General features: G+C 62.9%; 22 protein-coding genes. 20 read left to right on the top strand and 2 right to left on the bottom strand.

What is annotated here, in order from left to right:
• The first annotated feature begins 1 nt into the window (after nt 1).
• The 20 genes from JC607_RS14000 (at nt 2) to JC607_RS13905 (ending at nt 17,773) form a co-directional block, all read left to right on the top strand.
• Nucleotides 2–397, top strand: coding sequence for a hypothetical protein (locus tag JC607_RS14000; RefSeq protein ID WP_198837545.1), 396 nt, complete (start codon nt 2–4; stop codon nt 395–397).
• 125 nt (nt 398–522) lie between these two features.
• Complete coding sequence (locus JC607_RS13995) at nt 523–933, top strand: DUF5333 domain-containing protein (RefSeq protein ID WP_198837544.1); 411 nt, start codon at nt 523–525, stop codon at nt 931–933.
• Nucleotides 930–1,448: a DUF3291 domain-containing protein gene (locus JC607_RS13990; RefSeq protein WP_198837543.1), complete on the top strand. Its 519-nt coding sequence runs from the start codon at nt 930–932 to the stop codon at nt 1,446–1,448. Before JC607_RS13995 ends, JC607_RS13990 begins: the two co-directional genes overlap by 4 nt.
• A gap of 6 nt (nt 1,449–1,454) precedes the next feature.
• Nucleotides 1,455–3,497, top strand: a complete 2,043-nt coding sequence (gene nuoG, locus JC607_RS13985; RefSeq protein ID WP_198837542.1) for an NADH-quinone oxidoreductase subunit NuoG — start codon at nt 1,455–1,457, stop codon at nt 3,495–3,497.
• Nucleotides 3,498–3,504: 7 nt separating this feature from the next.
• Complete coding sequence (locus JC607_RS13980; RefSeq protein WP_198837541.1) at nt 3,505–3,906, top strand: hypothetical protein; 402 nt, start codon at nt 3,505–3,507, stop codon at nt 3,904–3,906.
• 68 nt (nt 3,907–3,974) lie between these two features.
• On the top strand, nt 3,975–5,012 hold the full coding sequence (gene nuoH / locus JC607_RS13975; RefSeq protein WP_092896285.1) for an NADH-quinone oxidoreductase subunit NuoH: 1,038 nt from the start codon (nt 3,975–3,977) through the stop codon (nt 5,010–5,012).
• Nucleotides 5,013–5,014: 2 nt separating this feature from the next.
• Nucleotides 5,015–5,638 carry a hypothetical protein gene (locus tag JC607_RS13970; protein WP_198837540.1) on the top strand — a complete coding sequence of 208 codons (624 nt, stop codon included), beginning with the start codon at nt 5,015–5,017 and terminating at the stop codon, nt 5,636–5,638.
• Nucleotides 5,635–6,129, top strand: a complete 495-nt coding sequence (gene nuoI / locus JC607_RS13965) for an NADH-quinone oxidoreductase subunit NuoI (protein WP_198837539.1) — start codon at nt 5,635–5,637, stop codon at nt 6,127–6,129. The genes JC607_RS13970 and nuoI overlap by 4 nt, the downstream gene beginning before the upstream one ends.
• Before the next feature lie 33 nt (nt 6,130–6,162).
• Complete coding sequence (locus JC607_RS25895) at nt 6,163–6,711, top strand: hypothetical protein (protein ID WP_198837538.1); 549 nt, start codon at nt 6,163–6,165, stop codon at nt 6,709–6,711.
• On the top strand, nt 6,708–7,157 hold the full coding sequence (locus JC607_RS13955; protein ID WP_198837537.1) for a carboxymuconolactone decarboxylase family protein: 450 nt from the start codon (nt 6,708–6,710) through the stop codon (nt 7,155–7,157). Before JC607_RS25895 ends, JC607_RS13955 begins: the two co-directional genes overlap by 4 nt.
• Entirely contained in the window at nt 7,154–7,756 is a 603-nt protein-coding gene (locus tag JC607_RS13950) for an NADH-quinone oxidoreductase subunit J (RefSeq protein WP_198837536.1), read from the top strand. The genes JC607_RS13955 and JC607_RS13950 overlap by 4 nt, the downstream gene beginning before the upstream one ends.
• A gap of 3 nt (nt 7,757–7,759) precedes the next feature.
• The gene (locus JC607_RS13945; protein WP_198837535.1) at nt 7,760–8,317 is read left to right on the top strand and encodes a hypothetical protein; all 558 of its coding nucleotides are present in this window, start codon (nt 7,760–7,762) and stop codon (nt 8,315–8,317) included.
• Nucleotides 8,314–8,826 (top strand): hypothetical protein, encoded by a 513-nt coding sequence (locus tag JC607_RS13940; protein ID WP_198837534.1) that lies wholly within the window; start codon nt 8,314–8,316, stop codon nt 8,824–8,826. The genes JC607_RS13945 and JC607_RS13940 overlap by 4 nt, the downstream gene beginning before the upstream one ends.
• A 29-nt stretch (nt 8,827–8,855) precedes the next feature.
• Nucleotides 8,856–9,164, top strand: a complete 309-nt coding sequence (nuoK, locus tag JC607_RS13935) for an NADH-quinone oxidoreductase subunit NuoK (RefSeq protein WP_092896299.1) — start codon at nt 8,856–8,858, stop codon at nt 9,162–9,164.
• 4 nt (nt 9,165–9,168) lie between these two features.
• Complete coding sequence (gene nuoL, locus JC607_RS13930; RefSeq protein WP_198837533.1) at nt 9,169–11,541, top strand: NADH-quinone oxidoreductase subunit L; 2,373 nt, start codon at nt 9,169–9,171, stop codon at nt 11,539–11,541.
• A 15-nt stretch (nt 11,542–11,556) separates the two neighbouring features.
• A complete protein-coding gene (locus tag JC607_RS13925) occupies nt 11,557–13,116 on the top strand; it encodes an NADH-quinone oxidoreductase subunit M (protein WP_198837532.1) in 1,560 nt (519 codons plus the stop codon).
• 12 nt (nt 13,117–13,128) lie between these two features.
• On the top strand, nt 13,129–14,586 hold the full coding sequence (nuoN, locus tag JC607_RS13920; protein ID WP_198837531.1) for an NADH-quinone oxidoreductase subunit NuoN: 1,458 nt from the start codon (nt 13,129–13,131) through the stop codon (nt 14,584–14,586).
• A complete protein-coding gene (locus tag JC607_RS13915) occupies nt 14,576–15,304 on the top strand; it encodes a biotin--[acetyl-CoA-carboxylase] ligase (protein ID WP_198837530.1) in 729 nt (242 codons plus the stop codon). The genes nuoN and JC607_RS13915 overlap by 11 nt, the downstream gene beginning before the upstream one ends.
• A gap of 22 nt (nt 15,305–15,326) precedes the next feature.
• Complete coding sequence (locus JC607_RS13910) at nt 15,327–16,100, top strand: type III pantothenate kinase (protein ID WP_198837529.1); 774 nt, start codon at nt 15,327–15,329, stop codon at nt 16,098–16,100.
• Nucleotides 16,097–17,773, top strand: coding sequence for a ribonuclease J (locus JC607_RS13905; protein WP_198837528.1), 1,677 nt, complete (start codon nt 16,097–16,099; stop codon nt 17,771–17,773). The genes JC607_RS13910 and JC607_RS13905 overlap by 4 nt, the downstream gene beginning before the upstream one ends.
• Nucleotides 17,774–18,288: 515 nt before the next feature.
• On the opposite strand, the gene JC607_RS13900 is transcribed toward JC607_RS13905, so the two are convergent.
• Both JC607_RS13900 and JC607_RS13895 read right to left on the bottom strand, forming a co-directional pair.
• Nucleotides 18,289–18,789: a hypothetical protein gene (locus JC607_RS13900; protein ID WP_198837527.1), complete on the bottom strand. Its 501-nt coding sequence runs from the start codon at nt 18,787–18,789 to the stop codon at nt 18,289–18,291.
• A 1,045-nt stretch (nt 18,790–19,834) separates the two neighbouring features.
• Nucleotides 19,835–21,718, bottom strand: coding sequence for a DEAD/DEAH box helicase (locus tag JC607_RS13895; protein WP_233092906.1), 1,884 nt, complete (start codon nt 21,716–21,718; stop codon nt 19,835–19,837).
• Nucleotides 21,719–21,761: the final 43 nt, after the last annotated feature.

The raw sequence follows: 21,761 nt of genomic DNA, 5'->3' as shown, positions 1-21,761 counted from the left end.
CATGACTGTTCGCGCAATCCCCAACATGACGGCCCCCGCCCGCAGCCTTCCGGCTGTGGCGCTGGCGCTTGTCCTGTCGGGCTGCGCGGTGATCCATACGCCGCTGCCGGAAACGGTGACGCCGGGCCTGCATCAGGTTCAGGTCGATGGCCAGGCGATCCAGGGCGAGGTTCGCCCCGGCCCGACCGGGTTGCAGCTGACCGTGGTCGGCGCACGCCCGATTGGCGGCCAGGAGATCCGGGTGACTACCGCCGGGGGCCTGCGCAACGATCAGGGTGCGCTGGCCAAGAAAGCCGCCCGCGCGACCTGTGCGGCCGCAGGCGGCCAGTTCCGCGAAAAAGCCATCGGGAAATATGATCGGGCAGGCGCCTGGCTTTTCGCCGGAGGCTGCGCATGATCACGGGATGTTTCAGCCAGCACGGATCACGGAAACGGCACGAAGCCGTGCGTTTTGATGCGCCTGTCGCTCTGGCAGGATGGGGCGCCGGTCGGATGACCGGGGCAACCTGTGGAGCATCCGTTATGACATCCGTAAAAATTCTTGCTGTATCGCTGGTGATTGCCGCAAGCGCCGGCGCCGCCGAGGCGCGCACGCCGATCAACCAGGAAGCGCATATCAACGACACATTGCGCCAGGGCTTTATCGCTGATGCGATTGCCGACAATTGCCCGACGATGCGGCCGCGAAAGCTGCGCGCGCTGAATGAGCTGACGAAGCTCAGGGATTACGCCCTGAAACAGGGATATACGCGCCAGGAAATCACCGCTTTCGTCGAGAGCAAGACCGAGAAAAAGCGCGGCAAGGCCGAGGCTGCGGCCTGGCTGAAAAAAGCCGGGGCCGAGCCGGGCAAGGTCCAGGCCTATTGTACGGTCGGCGAGACGGAAATCGCGAGAAACAGCCTGATCGGCTATTTGCTGAGGTCGACCAGATGACCAAAGGCAAAGCTCCGCGCGGCATTCCCGGCTTCCATCTCGCCTCGTTCAATTTCGGGCTTTTGCGGCATGACTGGGACGCGCCCGAGATCGCAGATTTCGCCAATGGGCTGGATCTGGTGAATGGTGTGGCCGAACGCGCGGCGGGCTTTGTCTGGCGTCTGGAGGATGATGCGATGGAGGCGGCGCAGGCCGATCCGGCCTCGCCCTTCCTGGGCAATCCGCGTATGGCCTCGACACTTTCGGTCTGGGTGGATGCGGACAGCCTTGGCGCTTTCGTGTGGAACACCGTCCACCGCCAATTCTATGCCCGCAAGGGTGAATGGTATGATGCGCCCGGCGCGCTGGTTCTGTGGTGGGTGCCGGAAGGCCACCGCCCAGATATGGCCGAGGGCTATGCGCGGTGGCAGCACCGCAATGAATTTGGAGACAGCGACCAGGCCTTCGGCTGGTCGTATCTGGAAGAGGCCGCGACATGGACAGCCCATGCCTGCGACCGGATCGCGGCGGAGTAGGCGCAGATGTCGAATCTGAAAAAAATCAACATCGACGGGACCGAGCTGGAGATCGACGGCTCGATGACGATCATCCAGGCGGCGGAAGTGGCCGGGATCGAGATCCCGCGTTTCTGCTATCACGAGCGGCTGTCCATCGCGGGCAATTGCCGGATGTGTCTGGTCGAGGTCGTGGGTGGCCCGCCGAAACCGGCGGCCTCCTGCGCGATGCAGGTCAAGGACCTGCGCCCGGGCCCGAATGGTGAGGCGCCGGTCGTCAAAACCAGATCGCCGATGGTCAAAAAGGCCCGCGAAGGGGTGATGGAGTTCCTCCTGATCAACCATCCGCTGGATTGCCCGATCTGCGACCAGGGCGGCGAATGCGATCTGCAGGACCAGGCCATGGCTTACGGCGTGGATTTCTCGCGTTACCGCGAGCCGAAACGCGCCTCTGACGAGCTGGATCTTGGCCCGCTGGTCAAGACCGCGATGACGCGCTGCATCTCCTGCACGCGCTGCGTGCGGTTCACCTCGGAAGTCGCCGGCATCACCCAGATGGGCCAGACCGGGCGCGGGGAAGACAGCGAGATCACCTCCTATCTGAACATGACGCTGGACAGTAACCTTCAGGGCAATATCATCGACCTCTGCCCGGTTGGCGCGCTGACCTCGAAACCCTATGCCTTCACTGCCCGCCCCTGGGAGCTGACCAAGACCGAGACCATCGACGTGATGGACGCGCTTGGCGCGAATATCCGCGTCGATACCAAGGGCCGCGAAGTGATGCGCATTCTGCCGCGCAACAATGATGCGGTGAATGAGGAATGGATCTCGGACAAGACCCGGTTCATCTGGGACGGGTTGCGCCGTCAGCGTCTCGACACGCCCTATATTCGGGTGGATGGCAAGCTCAGGAAAGCGACCTGGGGCGAGGCGCTCGAGGCGGCTTCGGCGGCGATGAAGGGTAAGAAAATCGTTGGTCTTGTGGGCGATCTGGCCCCGACCGAGGCGATCTACAGCCTTAAAAAACTGATCGAAGGTCTTGGCGGCAAAGTGGAATCGCGCACCGATGGCGCGCGGCTGCCGATTGGCAATCGTTCCGCCTATGTCGGCAATGCGACGATTGAAGACATCGACAACGCAAAGATGATCCAGCTGATCGGCACCAATCCGCGTGTCGAAAGCCCGGTTCTCAATGCGAGGATCCGCAAAGCCTGGACCAATGGCGCGACCGTGGGTCTGGTCGGTGAAGCGGTCGATCTGACCTATGACTATGTCCATGTCGGCTCTGACCGTGCGGCTCTGGTCGAATTGTCGGGCAAAGAGATCCCGGACGCGACCCGCGAGGCGCCGTCGATCGTGATCGTCGGGCAGGGCGCGATCAATGAGGCTGATGGCGAGGCGGTTCTGGCCCATGCCATGAAGCTGGCCGAGAATTCGAATTCGAAACTTCTGATCCTGCACACGGCGGCTGCCCGCGTCGGCGCGCTGGATGTCGGTGCCGTGACCGATGGCGGCATGGCGGCGGCGGTTCTGGGTGCCGAAGTGATCTTCAACCTCGGTGCGGATGAGGTCGAGATCGCGCGCGAATGGACTGATGCCGGTGCACCGCCCTTCGTGATCTATCAGGGCAGCCATGGCGATCGCGGTGCAAACCGCGCTGACATCATCCTGCCGGCTGCTGCTTTCACGGAAGAAAACGGTCTGTTCGTCAATACCGAGGGCCGGCCGCAACTGGCGTTCCGTGCCGGCTTTGCACCGGGCGAGGCCCGTGAGAACTGGGCGATCCTGCGCGCGCTGTCGGGCGAGCTGGGGGCCAAACTGCCCTGGGACAGCCTGGCGGGGCTTCGCGCTGCGCTGATCGCCGATCATCCGCATCTGGGTCTGGTCAACGAGGTCGTGGAAAATGAATGGCAGCCGCTTGAGCTTCGGATGCCGGCGCGTGCGGGCTTCCGCAATGCGATCCGCGACTTCTATCTGACGAACCCGATTGCCCGCGCAAGCCAGGTCATGGCCGAGCTTTCCGCCCAGGCCCAGGCCCGGGCCAATGCGCCCCTCGCAGCGGAGTAAGCAAGGCATGCGCCAGCTCTCTGCCCTCACGCTTTTCCCGGTCGCCCTGGCGGCTCTGGGGGCCTGCGCGGGGGATGGAGAGGGGGCGGCCATGCCGGGTAAGAAGGAATATCTCGGCATTCAGACCGTGCTTCTGGAGGACGATATGGTCAGTTTCCGTGTCGCCATGAAGGGCGCGCAGGATGGCAAGGATATCGAGGATTATGCCCGTTGCGCAGCCGCGCAATATGCGCTGATCCGGGGCGCCGGTTTCGCCCGCCATGTGCGGACGAATGTTGCAAAATCCGGCGATACGCTAAGGGGGGACTCGGTCTGGCTGGTTTCAGCCGCGCTGCCCCGCGGTGTGAAAACGATTGACGCCGAAGTGACGGTGCAGGATTGCGGCGCATTGAGGATCCCGACGGTCTGAGGGGCAGCCCCCGGACAAAAGGTATAAAGACAGCGGTCCGGAAAACGGACTGAGAGGACGGTAGGAAGATGGACGGATTTTTCTCGACGGGGCTTGGCACGGCGGTCATTCTGATCGCCCAGTGTCTTGCGGTGGTCGCCTTCGTCATGATCTCGCTGATCTTCATGGTCTATGGCGACCGGAAGATCTGGGCGGCGGTGCAGGTGCGGCGTGGCCCGAACGTGGTTGGCCCCTGGGGGATCCTGCAGACCTTTGCCGATGCGCTGAAATATGTGCTGAAGGAAATCGTGGTCCCTGCGGGTGTTGACCGCCCGGTCTATTTCCTCGCGCCGATCCTGTCCTTCGTTCTGGCACTGCTGGCCTTTGCGGTGATCCCCTTTGATTACGGCTGGGTGCTGGCGGATATCAACGTCGCGATCCTGTTTGTCTTCGCCGTCTCCTCGCTGGAGGTTTATGGCGTGATCATGGGCGGCTGGGCCTCGAACTCGAAATACGCCTTCCTTGGGGGCCTGCGGTCCGCCGCGCAGATGATCTCTTACGAGGTCTCGCTGGGCCTGATCATCATCGGCCTGATCATCTCCTCGGGTTCGATGAACATGTCCGACATCGTGCGCGCCCAGGATACCGGCTACGGTCTTCTCGGCTGGTACTGGCTGCCGCATTTCCCGATGCTGGTTCTGTTCTTCGTCTCGTCCCTGGCCGAGACCAACCGCCCGCCCTTCGACCTTCCCGAAGCTGAATCCGAGCTCGTCGCGGGCTTCATGGTCGAATATTCTTCGACGCCGTACCTGCTGTTCATGGCGGGTGAATATATCGCCATCTTCCTGATGTGCGCGCTGATCTCGCTCTTCTTCTTCGGCGGCTGGCTCTCGCCGATCCCGGGCATCGCCGATGGCTGGTGGTGGATGGTCGCCAAGATGTGGATGTGGTTCTTCATGTTCGCGATGGTGAAGGCCATCGTGCCGCGCTACCGCTACGATCAGCTGATGCGGATCGGCTGGAAGGTGTTCCTGCCGCTCTCGCTCGGCTGGGTCGTCCTGGTGGCATTCCTTGCAAAATTTGAAGTGCTTGGCGGCTTCTGGGCCCGCTGGGCGATCGGGGGCTGAGGGTGCAACTCGCCACCATCATAGGTCTGTCTGCTCTCACCGCAGTCGCCGCGATGCCGGCTTTTGCGCTGGATGAGGCTGAGATGCAGAAGTTGGCGGATGAGGCGCAGGCCTGCGCTGATGCCGGCGATCTGGATTGCTCGTTTGATGGCTTTACCTCCATCTACATCGAGGCGTTTCGTGCCGATCCGGAGGCAGCCTGCGAAGGGCATGAAGGTCCTTTCGGCTGTGGCATGACACTTGGCCTTCTGGCGAATGATGGTTTGCGGATCGCGCAAACTGCTTCACCCGAGCGCAAGCTGGATATTGCAGAGCGGTTGCTGACGCTTTCTGACGAAATGAAACCGACGGACAGGCCTTTCGCGGACATTGATTTCCAGTCCCACCTTCTGGGCATGGAGGCCTGTCTGGCGCTTAAGGATCACGCCTGCGCGCAAGATCATGCGAAGCACGCGGTAAAGCTTGAGGATGGCTACAGGCCGCGGTTCGAGGACGTTGCTGCGGAAATTGTTCTTCCGTTTCGCGACCCCACCAATGAAACAGATAAAGACTTCGAGGCGCGCGTTACGGCGTTTAAGACCCGTATCGCAACTGCCCGAGAAATTGCACGAGAGGTCCAGCAATGACCCAGATCGACTGGAACCGCGCCACGCGCTATTTCCTGATGATGGATTTCATCAAGGGCTTTGCGCTCGGGATGCGCTATTTCTTCAAGCCGAAACCCACCATCAACTATCCGCATGAAAAGGGGCCGCTTTCGCCCCGTTTCCGCGGTGAGCACGCGTTGCGCCGTTACCCGAATGGTGAAGAGCGCTGCATCGCCTGCAAGCTGTGCGAGGCGATCTGCCCGGCCCAGGCCATCACCATCGATGCGGAGCCGCGCGAAGACGGCTCGCGCCGCACCACGCGCTACGATATCGATATGACGAAATGCATCTATTGCGGCTTCTGTCAGGAAGCCTGCCCGGTCGATGCCATCGTCGAAGGCCCGAATTTCGAATTCTCGACCGAGACCCGCGAAGAGCTGTTCTACAACAAGGACAAACTCCTTGAGAACGGCGCGCGGTGGGAGGCCGAGATCGCCCGCAACCTCGAACTCGACGCGCCCTATCGTTAAGCCAGACCCCCCAACCGGAGACCCGGCCAGGCCATGAGCAGACTTGAATCAGCAATTACCGGAGCGGCGGGCGGGGCAATCACCTTCGCCCTTGTCGCTCTGTTTGCTGGCGGGATGCTCAGGGGCGATCCGGGGGGGCAGGGGGCAATCGGCCCGGCCGGCGCCGCAGGCCCGGCAGGGCCGGAAGGCCCGTCCGGACCCCAGGGGCCCGGCGGCGTGCAGGGGCCCGTTGGCCCGGCCGGCCCGCAAGGCGTCGAAGGCGTCGCCGGCCCGCAGGGGCCGCAGGGCGAGATCGGTGTCCAGGGCCCCGAAGGCCCCGCCGGTCCGCAGGGCGTGGCGGGCCATGGCGATCCGGGGCCGGATGCGCTGCTTCTCGTGCGCCGCGTGGGCGGCTGCCCCACGGGCTGGAACCCGGCAGGAGAGGTTGTGCTGAACGCGTCTCCCGATTATGCGGGCAGCGCCGACCAGGAACGCTCGAACCCAGGGGTCGTGACTTCGGCAACCACGGGCTTTGCCAATGTCAATTTCTTCCTCTGCCAGCAGGGGAATGCCGGCGGGTCCGGCGGGGAGGGCGCGGAATGAACGAAGCCTATACCAAAATGCTGAGCCAGATGATGGAAAGCAGCCAGGAGATGCTGAAAAGCTTCAATCCGGGCATGGCCTCGGTCACGGAAAGCATGACCGAAGGCATGAAAGCGGGCGGCTTTGACAAGCTGTTTCCGACTATGCCGGCGGATCTGATGGAAATGTGGTTCGGCAAGACCTTTAACCGCGAGGGGCTCGACAGCCGCACGCGGCTTCTGGTGACGCTGGCCGGGCTGACGGTGCAGGGGGCCTTGCTGCCCGCTGGCGCCGGCGAGCCGCAGATCAGGGTGACGGTCCGGCACGCGCTGGAAGCCGGCGCCACGGAACGCGAGATCGCCGAGGTGATCTGGCAAATGAGCATGTTCGGCGGTTTGCCCGCCATGAGACAGGCGCTGGACATTGCCCAGTCCGTCTTTGACGAGAGGAAGGAAGCTAGCAAATGACCGTCGCGGTTTTTGCCTTTTATGTCTTTGCGCTGGTGACCATTGGCTCGGGCCTGATGGTGACGTTCAGCCGCAATCCGGTGCATGCGGTGCTCTGGCTGATTTCGGCCTTTGTCGGTGCCACCGGGCTTTTCGTGCTTTTGGGCGCGGAATTCATCGCGATGCTCCTGCTGATCGTCTATGTCGGCGCGGTGGCGGTGCTGTTCCTCTTTGTCGTGATGATGCTCGACGTCGATTTCGCGGCGCTGAAGGGCGAGATGGCGCGGGCCATGCCGCTGGCGCTGCTGATTGGCGTCGTGCTGCTGATGCAGATCGGGATCGCCTTCGGGTCCTGGCGGGTGTCTTCCGGCGCCAGCATTTCTAACCCGACCCCCACGGATATCGACAATGCGCGCGCCATCGGTCTGTTGATCTATGACCGCTATATCTACCTCTTCCAGGCCGCGGGCCTCGTGCTGCTGGTCGCGATGATCGGGGCGATCCTGCTGACGCTGCGCCACCGCACCGGCATCAAGCGCCAGAACGTGCTGCATCAGATGTGGCGCGACCCGGCCCAGACCATCGAGATGAAAGACATCAAACCGGGGCAGGGGCTCTGATCCATGATCCGCGCGGTTCTGGTCATTGCAGGTATAGCAGCAACGCAGGCGGTCTCGCCCGCGCTTGCCTGCTCTGTTGATATGTCCGGATACTCGAACCTGGCTAAGCATGGGAAGAACTGCGCGATCTCCTGGCAAACGGCCCCGGCACAGAGTGTTAGCCTGAGTGAGGCCAAAGCGATTGGCGTCGGCTTTGTGGTGCAGACGACCTTTGAAGGCTTCGCCTGTGGCGGCGCGGTCAACTATGTGGTTCAGGATTGTGCAGCGGGCAGGGCTCTGGTTCTGGGACCAGAGATTTTGGACACCGAGAAGGCTGAACCGGAAAATTACGTTGCTTTCGATGATCTTCTGGCGCGCGAAGGCGCGAGGCCTGGCTTTGGTCTGGGCGGCGTCGCACGCCTTGCTGACGAACGGGGAATGAATACGGCGCAGGAGGTGAGCATCTCCAGCGGGAGGCTGCATCTTTCAGCACCGGGGCCGGACGGTGAAATGACCACGCGGATCATGAAACTGGATTGCGGCTGCAAGACGCTGTTCCCCGAGATGGGGGGCAAGGGATGAGGCTCGCGCTTTCCGCCCTGATCGTTCTGACTGCCGCTCCTGCCGGGGCGCTGACGCCGCTGCCGCCTTGTGGCGGTGTCGAGGCCGGGATGCGCACCGGCTTTCCGGCGCAGATCGAGGGCACCGGCATTGTGGTCGAAGATTATAGCCACAACATCACCGCGCATGGCGATCTGGCCGAGGCGGATACGCCGCCGGTCGCGGCGCTTTCGGGCTTCACTGGCCTCAGGATCACCCATTGTGCAAGCGGGCGCATGGTCGCGGTCGCGGGGCAGGGGCGCAGCTATGACGCTGCCAATGCGCTGGCCGCGACGACCTTCCTGCGCGAGGCCGTGGCAAAGAAACAACCCGCGACAGCGGCGCGGATGAAACAGGCGGTGAAAGCCGCTTTGGGCAAAGGGATCGAGCTGCGTGAAAACGCCGAGACCTGCGCCTGCAACACTTACTTTCCGGATCTGCGCGCCAAAGGGATGACCCCTTACAAAGAGCGCAACGATCTGGGGCAATAACGGGCGAGAGCGCCTGAGGGACGGATGAGATGGCAGTAGGCATTGAACATTACATCATGGTGGCGGCGACTTTGTTCGTCATCGGGATCTTCGGTCTCTTCCTCAACCGGAAGAATGTGATCGTCATCCTGATGTCGATCGAGCTGATCCTCCTGTCGGCCAATATCAGCTTTGTGTCTTTCTCGTCCTTCAACGGCGATCTGACCGGGCAGATCTTCACGCTCTTCGTGCTGACGGTCGCCGCAGCCGAGGCCGCCATCGGCCTCGCCATCCTCGTCGTCTTCTTCCGCAACCGCGGAACGATCGACGTCGAAGACGTGAATGTGATGAAGGGCTGAGAGAATGGTTCAGATTGTCTTTTTCGCTCCGCTGATCGGGGCCATTCTCTGCGGCTTCGGCTGGCGGTTCATCGGTGAAAAGCCGGCCCAGGTTCTGACCACGGCGGCGGTCTTCCTTGCGGCGGCGCTGAGCTGGGTCATCTTTCTTGGCTTTGACGGCGAGACCTATAAGATCACGCTCATGCGTTGGGTCGAAAGCGGCACGCTGGCGACCGAATGGGCGATCCGCGTTGACCGGATGACCGCAATCATGCTGGTCGTCGTCAACTCGGTCTCGGCCCTGGTCCATCTCTATTCGTTCGGCTATATGGCCCATGACGAGAACTGGACGGATGACGAGCCTTACCGCGCGCGTTTCTTCGCCTATCTCTCGTTCTTCACCTTCACCATGCTGACGCTGGTGACCGCCGATAACCTGCTGCAGATGTTCTTCGGCTGGGAAGGGGTGGGGGTCGCCTCGTACCTGCTGATCGGTTTCTACTGGAAGAAACAATCCGCCGGTGCTGCGGCGATGAAGGCTTTCATCGCGAACCGGGTCGGTGACTTCGGGTTCATCCTTGGCATCGCGGGCCTTTACCTCTTGACGGATTCGATCCAGTTCGACCAGGTCTTCGCCGCGATCCCGGGCAAGTCCGAAGTGACGCTGCGCTTCCTCTGGACCGACTGGAATGCGGTGAACCTGATCGCCTTCCTGCTCTTTGTCGGCGCGATGGGGAAATCGGCGCAGCTGTTCCTGCACACCTGGCTGCCGGATGCGATGGAGGGGCCGACGCCCGTCTCCGCGCTGATCCACGCCGCTACCATGGTGACCGCAGGCGTCTTCCTCGTCTGCCGGATGTCGCCGGTCTTTGAATATGCGCCCTATGCCACCGGCTTCATCACGGTGCTTGGCGCCACGACCGCCTTCTTTGCCGCGACAGTGGGTCTGGTGCAAAACGACATCAAGCGCGTGATCGCCTATTCGACCTGTTCGCAGCTGGGCTATATGTTCGTGGCGGCAGGCGTTGGCGCCTATCCGGTCGCGATGTTCCACCTCTTCACCCACGCCTTCTTCAAAGCGATGCTGTTCCTTGGCGCCGGTTCGGTGATCCATGCGACGCATCACGAGCAGGATATGCGCTGGTATGGTGGTCTGAGGAAAAAGATCCCCTTCACCTTCTGGATGATGATGATCGGCACGCTCGCCATCACCGGTGTCGGTATCCCGCTGACCTATTACGGTTTCGCCGGTTTCCTGTCGAAAGACGCCGTGATCGAGAGCGCCTATATCGGGTCGGACTACGCCTTCTGGCTGCTTGTCATCGCCGCCGGCATGACCAGCTTCTATTCCTGGCGGCTGATGTTCCTGACCTTTTACGGCACCAGCCGCGCCGATCAGAAACCGCAGGATGACCATGCGCAGGATCATGGCCACTCCCATGGCCATGATGATCACGGGCATGCTCACGGGGCTGATCACGGGCACGGCCATCACCATGAGCCGCATGAAAGCCCGCTGGTTATGCTGATCCCGCTGGCGGTGCTGTCGCTTGGCGCTCTGTTCTCGGGGATGATCTGGTACAAGGTCTTCTTCGGCGACGAAGAAAAGATGCGGACCTGGTTCGGGATGGAGCAGCTTGCGGCCCATCACGTCGAGGAGGGCCATGCTGAACCTGCCGCCGATCAGGCTGCGGCGGGTGAGACGGCGCATGCCGAAGCTGAAGCCGCAGGCGATGCGCTGACGGCTGAGGAGGCGGCAAATGCAGCCGCTCAGGCTGAGGCTCTTGCAACGGTGGATGCCGGTGTGACCGATCCGGGTGAAGCGGTCGAGGCCGCGGATCACGGCGCGGCGGTGGCTGAGTCCCATGGTGTGGCGCCCAAAGGCGCGCTTCTGATGCTGCCTTACGGTGCCGATGAGCAGGCCGTGGTCGGCACCCGCGTCGACGCAGCAAAGGTCGAGGCTTCGGGCCATGCGCCGAATACCATCATCGCGGCGGCCCATATGGTGCCGTCCTGGGTCAAGGTCTCGCCCTTTGTCGCGATGCTGATCGGTCTGGTCCTGTCCTGGCTCTTCTACATCAGGAACCCATCCTGGCCGCGCCGTCTGGCAGAGCAGCAGCGCCCGCTCTACCTCTTCCTCCTGAACAAATGGTATTTCGACGAGGTTTATAATTTCGTCTTCGTCAAAGGCTCGAAAGCCCTTGGCCGGCTGTTCTGGAAGAATGACGTCAAGGTCATTGACGGAACCATCAACGGGGTGGCGATGGGGATTATCCCCTTCTTCACCCGCCTCGCAAATCGCGCCCAGTCGGGCTTTGTCTTCCACTATGCCTTCGCCATGGTGCTCGGGATTGTTGCCCTGGTCACCTGGATGACGCTTTTCGGTGGCGCCAGGTAAAGGGGCCCGGGATCCATGGCACAACAACTTCTCAATATCATCCTCTTCCTGCCGCTGGTTGCAGCGCTGATCATGGCGCTGTTCCTCAGGGGCGATGACGAGGCCGCACGCGGCAACGCCAAATATCTGGCGCTGTTCGCGACCATCGCAACCTTCCTTGCCAGCCTCTTCCTGCTGGCGGAGTTCGATCCGTCGAACCCGGATTTCCAGTTCGTCACCGAACGTGACTGGATCCTCGGCCTGAAATGGCGGCTTGGCGTCGACGGGATCTCGATCCTCTTCGTCATGCTGACGACCTTCCTCATGCCGCTGGTAATCTGGTCGGCCTGGGATGTGACGAAACGCGTCAAAGAATACATGATCGCGTTTCTGATCCTTGAGACGCTGATGATCGGCGTGTTCTGCGCGCTGGATCTGGTGATGTTCTACCTCTTCTTCGAGGCAGGGCTGATCCCGATGTTCCTGATCATCGGGGTCTGGGGCGGCGTGAACCGCATCTATGCGGCGTTCAAATTCTTCCTCTACACCTTCCTCGGGTCCGTCCTGATGCTGGTGGCGATGATCTTCATGTATATGGATGCCGGCACCACCTGTATCGGTGCCTGTGGAGAGGGCCAGGTCTCGCTTCTGACCCATACTTTCAGCTTCGAGGCCTTTGACCTTCTGGGCATCCATGTGGTCGGCGGCGTGCAGACGCTGCTGTTCCTCGCGTTCTTTGCGAGTTTCGCGGTCAAGATGCCGATGTGGCCGGTTCACACCTGGCTGCCCGATGCCCACGTTCAGGCGCCGACCGCGGGGTCGGTGATCCTGGCGGCGGTGATGCTGAAGATGGGCGGCTACGGCTTCCTGCGGTTCTCGCTGCCGATGTTCCCGGTGGCCTCGGATCTGCTGGCGCCGCTGGTCTATTGGATGTCGGCGATTGCGGTGGTCTATACCTCGCTGGTCGCGCTGGTTCAGTCGGATATGAAAAAGCTGATCGCCTATTCCTCGGTCGCCCATATGGGCTACGTGACCATGGGGATTTTCGCGATGAACCAGCAGGGTGTCGATGGCGCGATCTTCCAGATGATCAGCCACGGCTTCATCTCGGGCGCTTTGTTCCTTTGTGTCGGCGTGATCTATGACCGGATGCATACCCGCGAGATCGACGCCTATGGCGGCCTTGTGAACCGGATGCCGGCCTATGCGATGGTCTTCATGTTCTTCACCATGGCCAATGTCGGCCTTCCCGGCACCTCTGGTTTCGTGGGTGAATTCCTGACGATCATGGGCATCTATCAGGTCAACACCTGGATCGCCTTCTTCGCGGCTTCGGGCGTGATCTTCTCGGCCTCTTACGCGCTCTGGCTCTACCGCCGGGTGGTCTTCGGCACGCTTACGAAAGACAGCCTGAAGCTGATCACCGACATGACCGCGCGTGAGAAACTGATCTTCGCGCCCCTGGTGGCGATGACCCTGTTCCTCGGCATCTATCCGAGCGCGGTCACCGATATCATCGGCCCGTCCGTGACCCATCTGATCGAGAACTACCGTGCCGCTCTGCCCGTTCTGGCTGAGCAGGCGGCAATGCACTGAGGAAGCGCGACAATGACCGCAGTTGATTTCAACACCGTTCTGCCCGAGGTGATCCTCGCGCTTTACGCGATGGCCGCGCTCATGTTCGGTGTCTACACCGGCAAGGACAAAGTGGCGGTGCCGCTGGTCTGGGCCACGGCGGGGCTTTTCGTGGCGCTTGCGCTGTGGATCGGCCTTGGCGGCGAGGGCAGCCGGACGGCCTTCCACGGCATGTTCAACGACGACCCCTTTGCGCGCTTTGCCAAGGTGACGATCCTCGTATCCTCGGCCGCCGTGCTGGTGATGAGCCAGGACTATATGCAGCGCTACAATATGCTGCGCTTTGAATATCCGGTGATCGTGACCCTGGCTGTGACCGGCATGATGATGATGGTCTCGGCCGGTGATCTCATGGCGCTTTACATGGGGCTCGAGCTGCAGTCGCTCGCGCTTTACGTGACCGCCGCAATGCGCCGCGATTCTGCGAAATCCTCGGAAGCCGGTCTGAAATATTTCGTCCTCGGCTCGCTGTCTTCCGGGATGCTGCTCTTTGGTGCCTCGCTGGTCTACGGCTTTACCGGAACGACGCAATTCGACGGCATCTTCGCCGCACTTCAGGCCGATGTCTCGCTGGGGCTGCTCTTTGGCCTGGTGTTCATGCTGGCGGGGCTTGCCTTCAAGATCTCGGCGGCACCCTTCCACATGTGGACGCCCGACGTCTATGAGGGCTCGCCCACTCCGGTGACCGCCTTCTTCGCCACCGCGCCGAAAGTCGCCGCGATGGCGCTGATCGCGCGGCTGGCCTGGGATGCCTTCGGCTCGATCCCGGCGCAATGGGGCCAGGTGCTGGCGGCGCTGTCGGTTCTGTCGATGTATCTCGGCGCGATTGCCGCGATCGGTCAGAAAGACATCAAGCGCCTGATGGCCTATTCCTCGATCGCCCATATGGGCTATGCGCTGATCGGCCTTGCCGCCGCGACCACCGGTACGGCTGATCAGGCCGTACAGGGCGTCCAGGCCATGCTGATCTATATGGTGATCTATGTCACCATGGGCGTGGGCTCCTTCGCCTTCATCCTCGGGATGGAGCGTAATGGCCGCCCGGTCACCGATATTGCCAGCCTGAAGATGCTCTCGAAGACCGAGCCGCTGAAGGCGCTGGCGCTTTTGATGCTGTTCTTCAGCCTTGCAGGTGTGCCGCCCTTTATCGGCTTCTACGCCAAATTCGCGGTGCTGAAAGCGGCGGTGGATGCGGGCATGGTCTGGCTGGCGGTGGCGGGCGGGATCGCTTCGGTGATCGGCGCCTTCTACTATCTGCGCGTCGTCTACTTCATCTATTTCGGCGATACCGAAGATCCGGCGGAAAGCCGTATGTCGGCGGTGCAATGGGTGCTGATGATGGCGGTTGCCGCGATCCTTGTCCTGGGGGCGATCAATCTCTTCGGCATCGAGGAGCCGGCTTTGACGGCGGCAAAAGCGCTTGTGCTCTGACCTGGTAACCCGGGTCGAGCTGGCTTCGGTCGACTCCACCAATCTCGAGGCCTTCCGGCAGGCCCCCGATCTTCGGGGGCCTCTGTGGATTCTGGCGGGCGAGCAGACGGCAGGGAAGGGCAGGCGGGCAAGGCCCTGGACCAGCCCGCCGGGGAATTTCTACGGCAGCCTTGCGCAACGCCTGGACGAAGCCCCTGCGCGGCTGGGGCTGCGGAGTTTCATCGCGGCGCTGGCGCTATATGACGCCTTTGTTGCGGTGGTCGGGAATGGCACGGGTTTCGCGCTGAAATGGCCCAATGATGTGCTTCTGAATGGGGGCAAACTGACGGGGATCCTGCTTGAGGCCTCTGGCCCGATGCTGGTGATCGGGATGGGCGTGAATCTCCTCCATGCGCCGCCGGCTTCGGCGGTAGAGCCGGGCGCGGTGGCGCCGGTTTCGCTCCTTGGGGAAACCGGGGTGCGGGTGACGCCCGCGCGCTTCCTCGATGCGCTGGCGCCTGCGATGACGCATTGGGAAGCCATTTTCCGCACCGAGGGTTTCGCGCCAATCCGCGCCGCCTGGCTGTCGCGCGCCGCGCGGATTGGCGAGAAGATCATCGCCCGCACCGGATCCGAGACCCGCGAGGGCATATTCGAGACCATCGACCAGGACGGCAATCTGGTTCTGCGCATGGGCTCTGGCACCGTTGCCATTCCGGCAGCGGATGTGTTTTTCTGACACGAACCCCAGGGAGCGGCGGATGCTTCTCGCGATCGACTGCGGCAATACCAATACCGTCTTTGCGATCTGGGACGGGGCGAAGTTCATCGCCACCTGGCGCATCGGCACCGATCACAAACGCACGGCGGATGAATATTTCGTCTGGCTCTCCTCGCTTTTGCTGCTGAACCGGCTGGAGGTGAAGATCGGCGAGGTGATCATCTCGTCTACCGTGCCGCGGGTGGTGTTCAATCTGCGCGTGCTGTCGAACCGCTATTTCGACTGCCGCCCGCTGGTGGTGGGCAAGCCCGAATGCCTGTTGCCGCATCAGCCGAGGGTCGATCAGGGCACGACAGTCGGCCCCGACCGGCTGGTCAATACCGCTGGCGCCTTTGACCGTCATGGCGGCAATCTGATCGTGGTTGATTTCGGCACCGCGACCACCTTTGACGTCGTCGATACCGATGGCGCCTATATCGGCGGTGTGATCGCGCCGGGGGTGAACCTGAGCCTTGAGGCACTGCATATGGCGGCGGCCGCGCTTCCCCATGTCGATGTGACGCGGCCCGCGCAGGCGATTGGCACGAATACGGTGGCCTGTATGCAGTCAGGCGTGTATTGGGGCTATATCGGCCTTGTCGAAGGCATCGTGCGCGCCATCCGCGAGGAACGCGACCGCCCGATGAAGGTGATCGGCACCGGCGGCCTTGCGTCGCTCTTCGCCCAGGACACTGAAATTTTCGAGTCGATTGAGGATGATCTGACCATGCATGGCCTCGTCCTGATCCATGAGTACAACAAGGAAAACGCATGAAGAGTGAACGGCTGATCTACCTTCCGCTGGGTGGTGCCGGCGAAATCGGGATGAATGCCTATGTCTATGGCTATGGCGCACCGGGGAAGGAGAGGCTGATCCTCGTGGATATGGGGGTGACTTTCCCCGATATGGACGGGGCTCCGGGGGTCGAGGTGATCATGCCCGACATCACCTGGCTGGAAGAACGCGCCTCGCGCCTTGAGGCGATTTTCATAACGCACGCCCATGAGGACCATATCGGCGCGCTTGGCCATCTCTGGCCGAAGCTCAAAGCCAAAGTCTACGCGCGGAAATTCACCGCGGCCATCGGCAAGCTGAAGATGGATGAGCTGGGTCATCCGACCGATGCGATTGTCACCGTGGGCGCGCGCCCTGATGTGGTCGAGGCCGGGCCGTTCCGCGTGCAATTCGTGCCGCTTTCGCATTCGATCCCGGAATCGGCGGCTTTGATTATCGACACGCCGGCCGGGCGCGTGGTGCATTCGGGGGATTTCAAACTCGACCGCTCGCCGGTTGTGGGCGAGGCCTGGGATGACGCGCTGTGGCAGGCGGTTGCCGAAGAGGCACCGGTCAAGGCGCTGATGTGTGACTCGACGAATGTGTTCTCGACCCATCCGGGGAGGTCCGAGGCGACTTTGGCGGAGCCTTTGGCCGAGCTGATCAAGGCATCAGAAGGCATGTTCGTTGCGACCACCTTCGGCTCGAACGTGGCGCGGCTGAAGACGCTCGCCGAGGCGGCTGTGGCGGCGGATCGCACGATCTGCGTCATGGGCCGGTCGATGAAGCGGATGCTTTCGGTTGCCGAGGCCACCGGGGTGCTGACCTCTTTCCCCCGCGTGGTTTCGACCGAGGAAGCGCTGGAAGTGCCGCGCCGCAACCTGATGCTGCTGGTGACCGGCAGCCAGGGCGAGCGGCGGGCGGCGGCGGCGGCTTTGTCGCGCGGCAAATATCTGGGCCATGAGCTGAAAAGGGGCGATACCTTCCTGTTCTCCTCGCGCACGATCCCGGGGAATGAGAAGGGCGTCTACAAGATCTGGAACGAGTTTTCCGAAAAGGGCGTGCGGGTCGTCGATGATGCCGGCGGGCTCTATCATGTCTCGGGCCATGCGAACCGTCCGGATCTGGAACATGTGCACCGGCTGTTGCTGCCGGATATGCTGATCCCGATGCATGGCGAACACCGGCATCTGACCGAACATGCGCGGATCGGGTCCGAGGGCGGGATCGCGACGCAGGTTGCGGTCAACGGGATGATGGTCGATCTGACCGGCGAGCATCCGAAGGTCGTTGAATATGTCGAGACCGGGCGGCTTTATCTGGACGGGACCGTGCTGATCGGGGCGCTGGACGGGGTGATCCGCAACCGGATCCGCATGGCGCTGAACGGGCATGTGCTGGCGACAGTGATCCTTGATGAGGCGGGCGAGCCGCTGGGCGAGCCCTGGGTCGAGATCATGGGGCTGACGCCGACCGGCAAGGGCGGGCGCGATCTGGCCGAGACGATGGAGGCCGAGCTTGATGAATGGATGGGCCGCGCCGGGCGCAAGGTTCTGAAAAACGACGATAAGGTCGAGGATGATATGCGCCGCATCATCCGCCAGGTCGCGGTGGAGGAAATCGGCAAGAAGCCGGAAGTGACCGTGGTGGTTTCGCGTCTTTTGCCGGAATGAGGTCAAGGCTGGCGCGGCAGGCTTCAGCCGGCTGACGGATCCTGCGCCTCCGCGCCCGATCTGCCTTTTTTCGGGTTCTCCCCATCCGGGGCCGGGCCAGAGGCCCGGCCCCGGATGGGGAGCGAAGAGCACGGCCTTTGGCCGTGCGACTTTAGCAGTCATGGCAAAGCCCGCCACAGGCGGGCTTTGCCATGACTGCCGCCCTGAGGGTCTGCCCGGCGCAGATTTGGACGGGAACAGCAGGTTTCTTTCGGCCTCTGACTGCAGCCGTCCGGGCTTAGTCTGGGGCCAATGGACCAGGGAGCGGTTCCTGTCCGGGGCGTGTCCAGGCGAGACCTTGCCGTGAAAGCGTGAATCGGCTCTGAGGCGAGGTGTAAGCGCAGGCGAGGTCCCCGCCGAAGCATCCGCGATCTTTGCGGCGCAGTGCCCGGGTCTCGCCCATAAAAAAGTGGCCGGATCGTTTGATGCGGGGCACCACCTGGGCGAAGGCCGGGGCCGGATGACGGGCTGTTGTCTCACACCAGCTCGCCCCTGCAGAGCGGTCCGGCGCGACGCCCAAAAGGCCAGAGATCGTCAAGCGGCAGAGGCTCTGCATATCCGGAGACCGCGACATGGGCGGGCGTGGTTTCGGCCGGCAATTCGCCTCCGATCAGCCAGCCTGGTCTCCCGCTCTGAATGCCGCCAGCGTCGCAACGGCGACAGGCATGGCAGGGGTGGACGGTGAGCCTGAACGCGCGGGCGGCAACGACGTTGCGCCGGCCTGAATTACGCCTGTTGGCAATCGCGATGAATGTGCCGGCCAGCGCTTGCCGCGCTGCGGGCGGAACAGCACCATTTCGTCCTTTTGGGCGTGAAGCCCAATCGGGCATGCCCAGGGCAGCCTGCCGGTCATGGACCTTGTGGCAGCCCGCCGGACTGATCGTCAGCACGATCAGTCCGGCAAGATCCGGAAGGAGCACTGCACCGGCATCGGTGCCACGCGGCAGTCCGGCGATCTCCGTGAAACTGCGCGGCAAATTAAGCGCCCTTCGACCGCGGCGGCGGCGGGGGATCAGCCAGTGACGCGATCACCGGCTGTCTGAAAGCCGGTGCCATATCGACCGACATGACCAGCTTCCTTTGCGCGCGTGACCGCGCCATCCCGAAACGTGCCACGCTTCGCCTCAACCCTATATCGCAGATCCGCGCGTCGGGCTGAAAACGCCAGGACACAACCCGAGACCTGAGATCACCCTTACTGCAACACCGCCCGGTCGGAGCGTCACGGAGACGGTTCCGCGACACGCCCCTCCATCCGGTGCTCCGGGCACACCTCTCGCAAATTCAGGGTCACGACGACCTGCCCGAAGCCAAAACAGGCCGAAAGCACGGGGCTGAGGCATCGATTGTGCAGGCTGCGCCATTGGTTATTCCCGAAATGTAAGTGCTTATGCGGGCAGGCCGGGAAGATCCGGATCGCTGGCTCAGACCGCTCCCGGTTGCCAGAACCGCTTTTCCTTCAACGGGCGCCTCAGGTCACAGCCAGTGCCCCCGGACCATGCCCTGCGGCGCGATCACCGGCCCTGATCATAGCCTGACTTGCGCTCATAGATCGCGGACAGAGACCCGCGGTCTGCGGCGGTGGCCTCTTCGAAGCTGACGCGCAGGCTGTGGCCAGAACTGCCGGAGACTTGTCGGGAGGCAGTGGCGCTCGGGCGGGGCCGGTGCGATTTCGCCTTTGCGATCTCTTGCATCTCTGTGACGGGAGAGCGGAGGATCAGCGTTCCTGAGCGGCGCTGTCGCGCGGGAGCTGCGGTTCCGCCAGGGTATCGGGAGCGCTTTGTCTGGTCTGGCGGAGAGCAGTCGGGCTGATCGCGCGGGCAGGCCAGTGGCGGCGAGACATAGCGGGTGGTTTCGGGACGGCGAGAGGGGCAAAGTGTCGTTTTCGGGCGGGGACGCTCGTGCAGAATTGTCGGCTTCAGGGGTTTTGAGCTGCGCTGTCGTTCCGATTTCAGGTGTGACATGGCCCGGGCGGAGTGTTTGCGCGCATCAGATAACAGCTCTGATGCGCGCAGACTGAAGTCAGATAGACTGAAGCCGCGCTTCGCTTTCGCCAGCCTCATCTGCGACCACATCTGTGGCCGCCGGAGCCACAGTGGAAACCTCTGCGGGAGCCGGGGTGCTTTCCGGGGCGCTGGCGGCGCCCGGTGCTGCCGCTGCGGCCCCGGATGCGGCCCCGGGTGCGGCGGTCTCTTCCGGGTTGTGGTCCGGGGCGAGATTGTCTTCCGCCGCGCCGTCCTCGGTAGGGGCGGGCGTGCTGATCCGGAAACTGCGCAGCAGGAAGTCGGGGACATGGTCGCCCATGCCGATCACGGCGGGGCCATCGTCGCGGCGGTCGCGGCGGTCGTTACGGCGGCCACCTGCATCACGGCCACCTGCATCACGGCTGCCAGCGTCACGGGTGACCGATTCGCGGCCGGCGGAATCGCGGTTGCCGTCGCGGGAGACCGGATCGCGCCGGGCTTCGCTGTGCGACGGGCTGCGCGCGCCGCCCTCACGTCCGGAGCTGTCCCTGGCACTGGCCTCTTTCTGGGGGGCCTCGCTGCGCTCGGGCTGCGCCTTCGGCGCGACGGTTTCGGCCTGGGGGGAGGCGGCGGCACGGTCTTCGTCCTGAGCGCGCTCGCGCCCGCCGCGGGACCGTTCGCGGCCCTTGCCACCGCGCGAACGCTCGCCACGCTCAGCGCGTTCCCCGCGGTCGGACCGCTCGCCGCGTGGTTCGCGGCTGGTGCGCGACGAACCGGCGCTTTCGAGATCGAGCCCTTCGGGCAGCTCTGCGCGCGGGATTTCCTGTTTCACCAGGCTTTCCACCGCGGCCAGCTGCTTGGCGTCCGAGGGTGTGGCCAGGGTGAAAGCGCGGCCATGGCGGCCGGCGCGGCCGGTGCGGCCGATGCGGTGCACGTAATCCTCGGGATGGCCGGGCACATCGAAGTTGAACACATGGCTGACCGCCGGAATATCAAGCCCGCGCGCCGCCACATCGGAGGCCACGAGGATATGCAGCGCGCCGTCGCGGAAGGCATCGAGCGTTTTTGTCCGCTGCGACTGGTCAAGGTCACCATGGATGGGGGCTGCGTTGAAACCGTGTGATTTCAGCGATTTGGCGACAACATCCACATCCATCTTGCGGTTGCAGAACACGATGCCATTGGTGCAGGTTTCGCCTTCGGCTGCGATCAGCGCGCGCAGCACGGCGCGCTTTTCGGTGAAGGACCGGTCTTTGCGCGACGGTGCGAAATACACGACCTTCTGGTCGATATTCGTGTTGGTGGTGGCCTGACGCGCAACCTCGATCCGCGCGGGGGCGGTCAGGAATGTATTGGTGATCCGCTCGATTTCAGGGGCCATGGTGGCCGAGTAGAACATCGTCTGGCGCGTGAAGGGGGTGAGCTGGAAGATGCGCTCGATATCGGGGATGAAGCCCATGTCAAGCATCCGGTCGGCCTCATCGACCACCATGATCTGCACGCCGGTCAGCAAGAGCTTGCCGCGTTCAAAATGGTCGAGCAGCCGGCCCGGCGTCGCGATCAGCACATCGACGCCGCGGTCAATCAGCTTGTCCTGTTCGCCAAAGGCCACGCCGCCGATCAGGAGCGCCTTGGTCAGCTTTGTATGTTTGGCATAGGTGTCGAAATTCTCGGCCACCTGGGCGGCGAGTTCGCGCGTCGGCGCCAGCACGAGGCTGCGCGGCATCCGCGCGCGCGCCCGGCCCTGGCCGAGCAGCGTGATCATCGGCAGCGTGAAGCTGGCGGTTTTGCCGGTGCCGGTCTGGGCAATCCCAAGCACATCGCGGCCCTTCAGAGCTTCGGGAATGGCTTCGGCCTGGATCGGCGTGGGCGTCTCATACCCTGCTTCGGAAACGGCCTGGAGAACCCGGGGATCAAGGGCGAGGTCGGAAAATTTGGTCATATGCGTCCAATAGTGGCGGCAAGGGTCATGAGGACCGGCCGCG

The organism is Paracoccus sp. IB05, assembly GCF_016405985.1.
In the GTDB taxonomy this organism is placed as follows: Bacteria; Pseudomonadota; Alphaproteobacteria; order Rhodobacterales; family Rhodobacteraceae; genus Pseudogemmobacter.
Note: the sequence above shows the minus strand (reverse complement) of the source record. Positions and strands in the feature narration are given on the sequence as shown.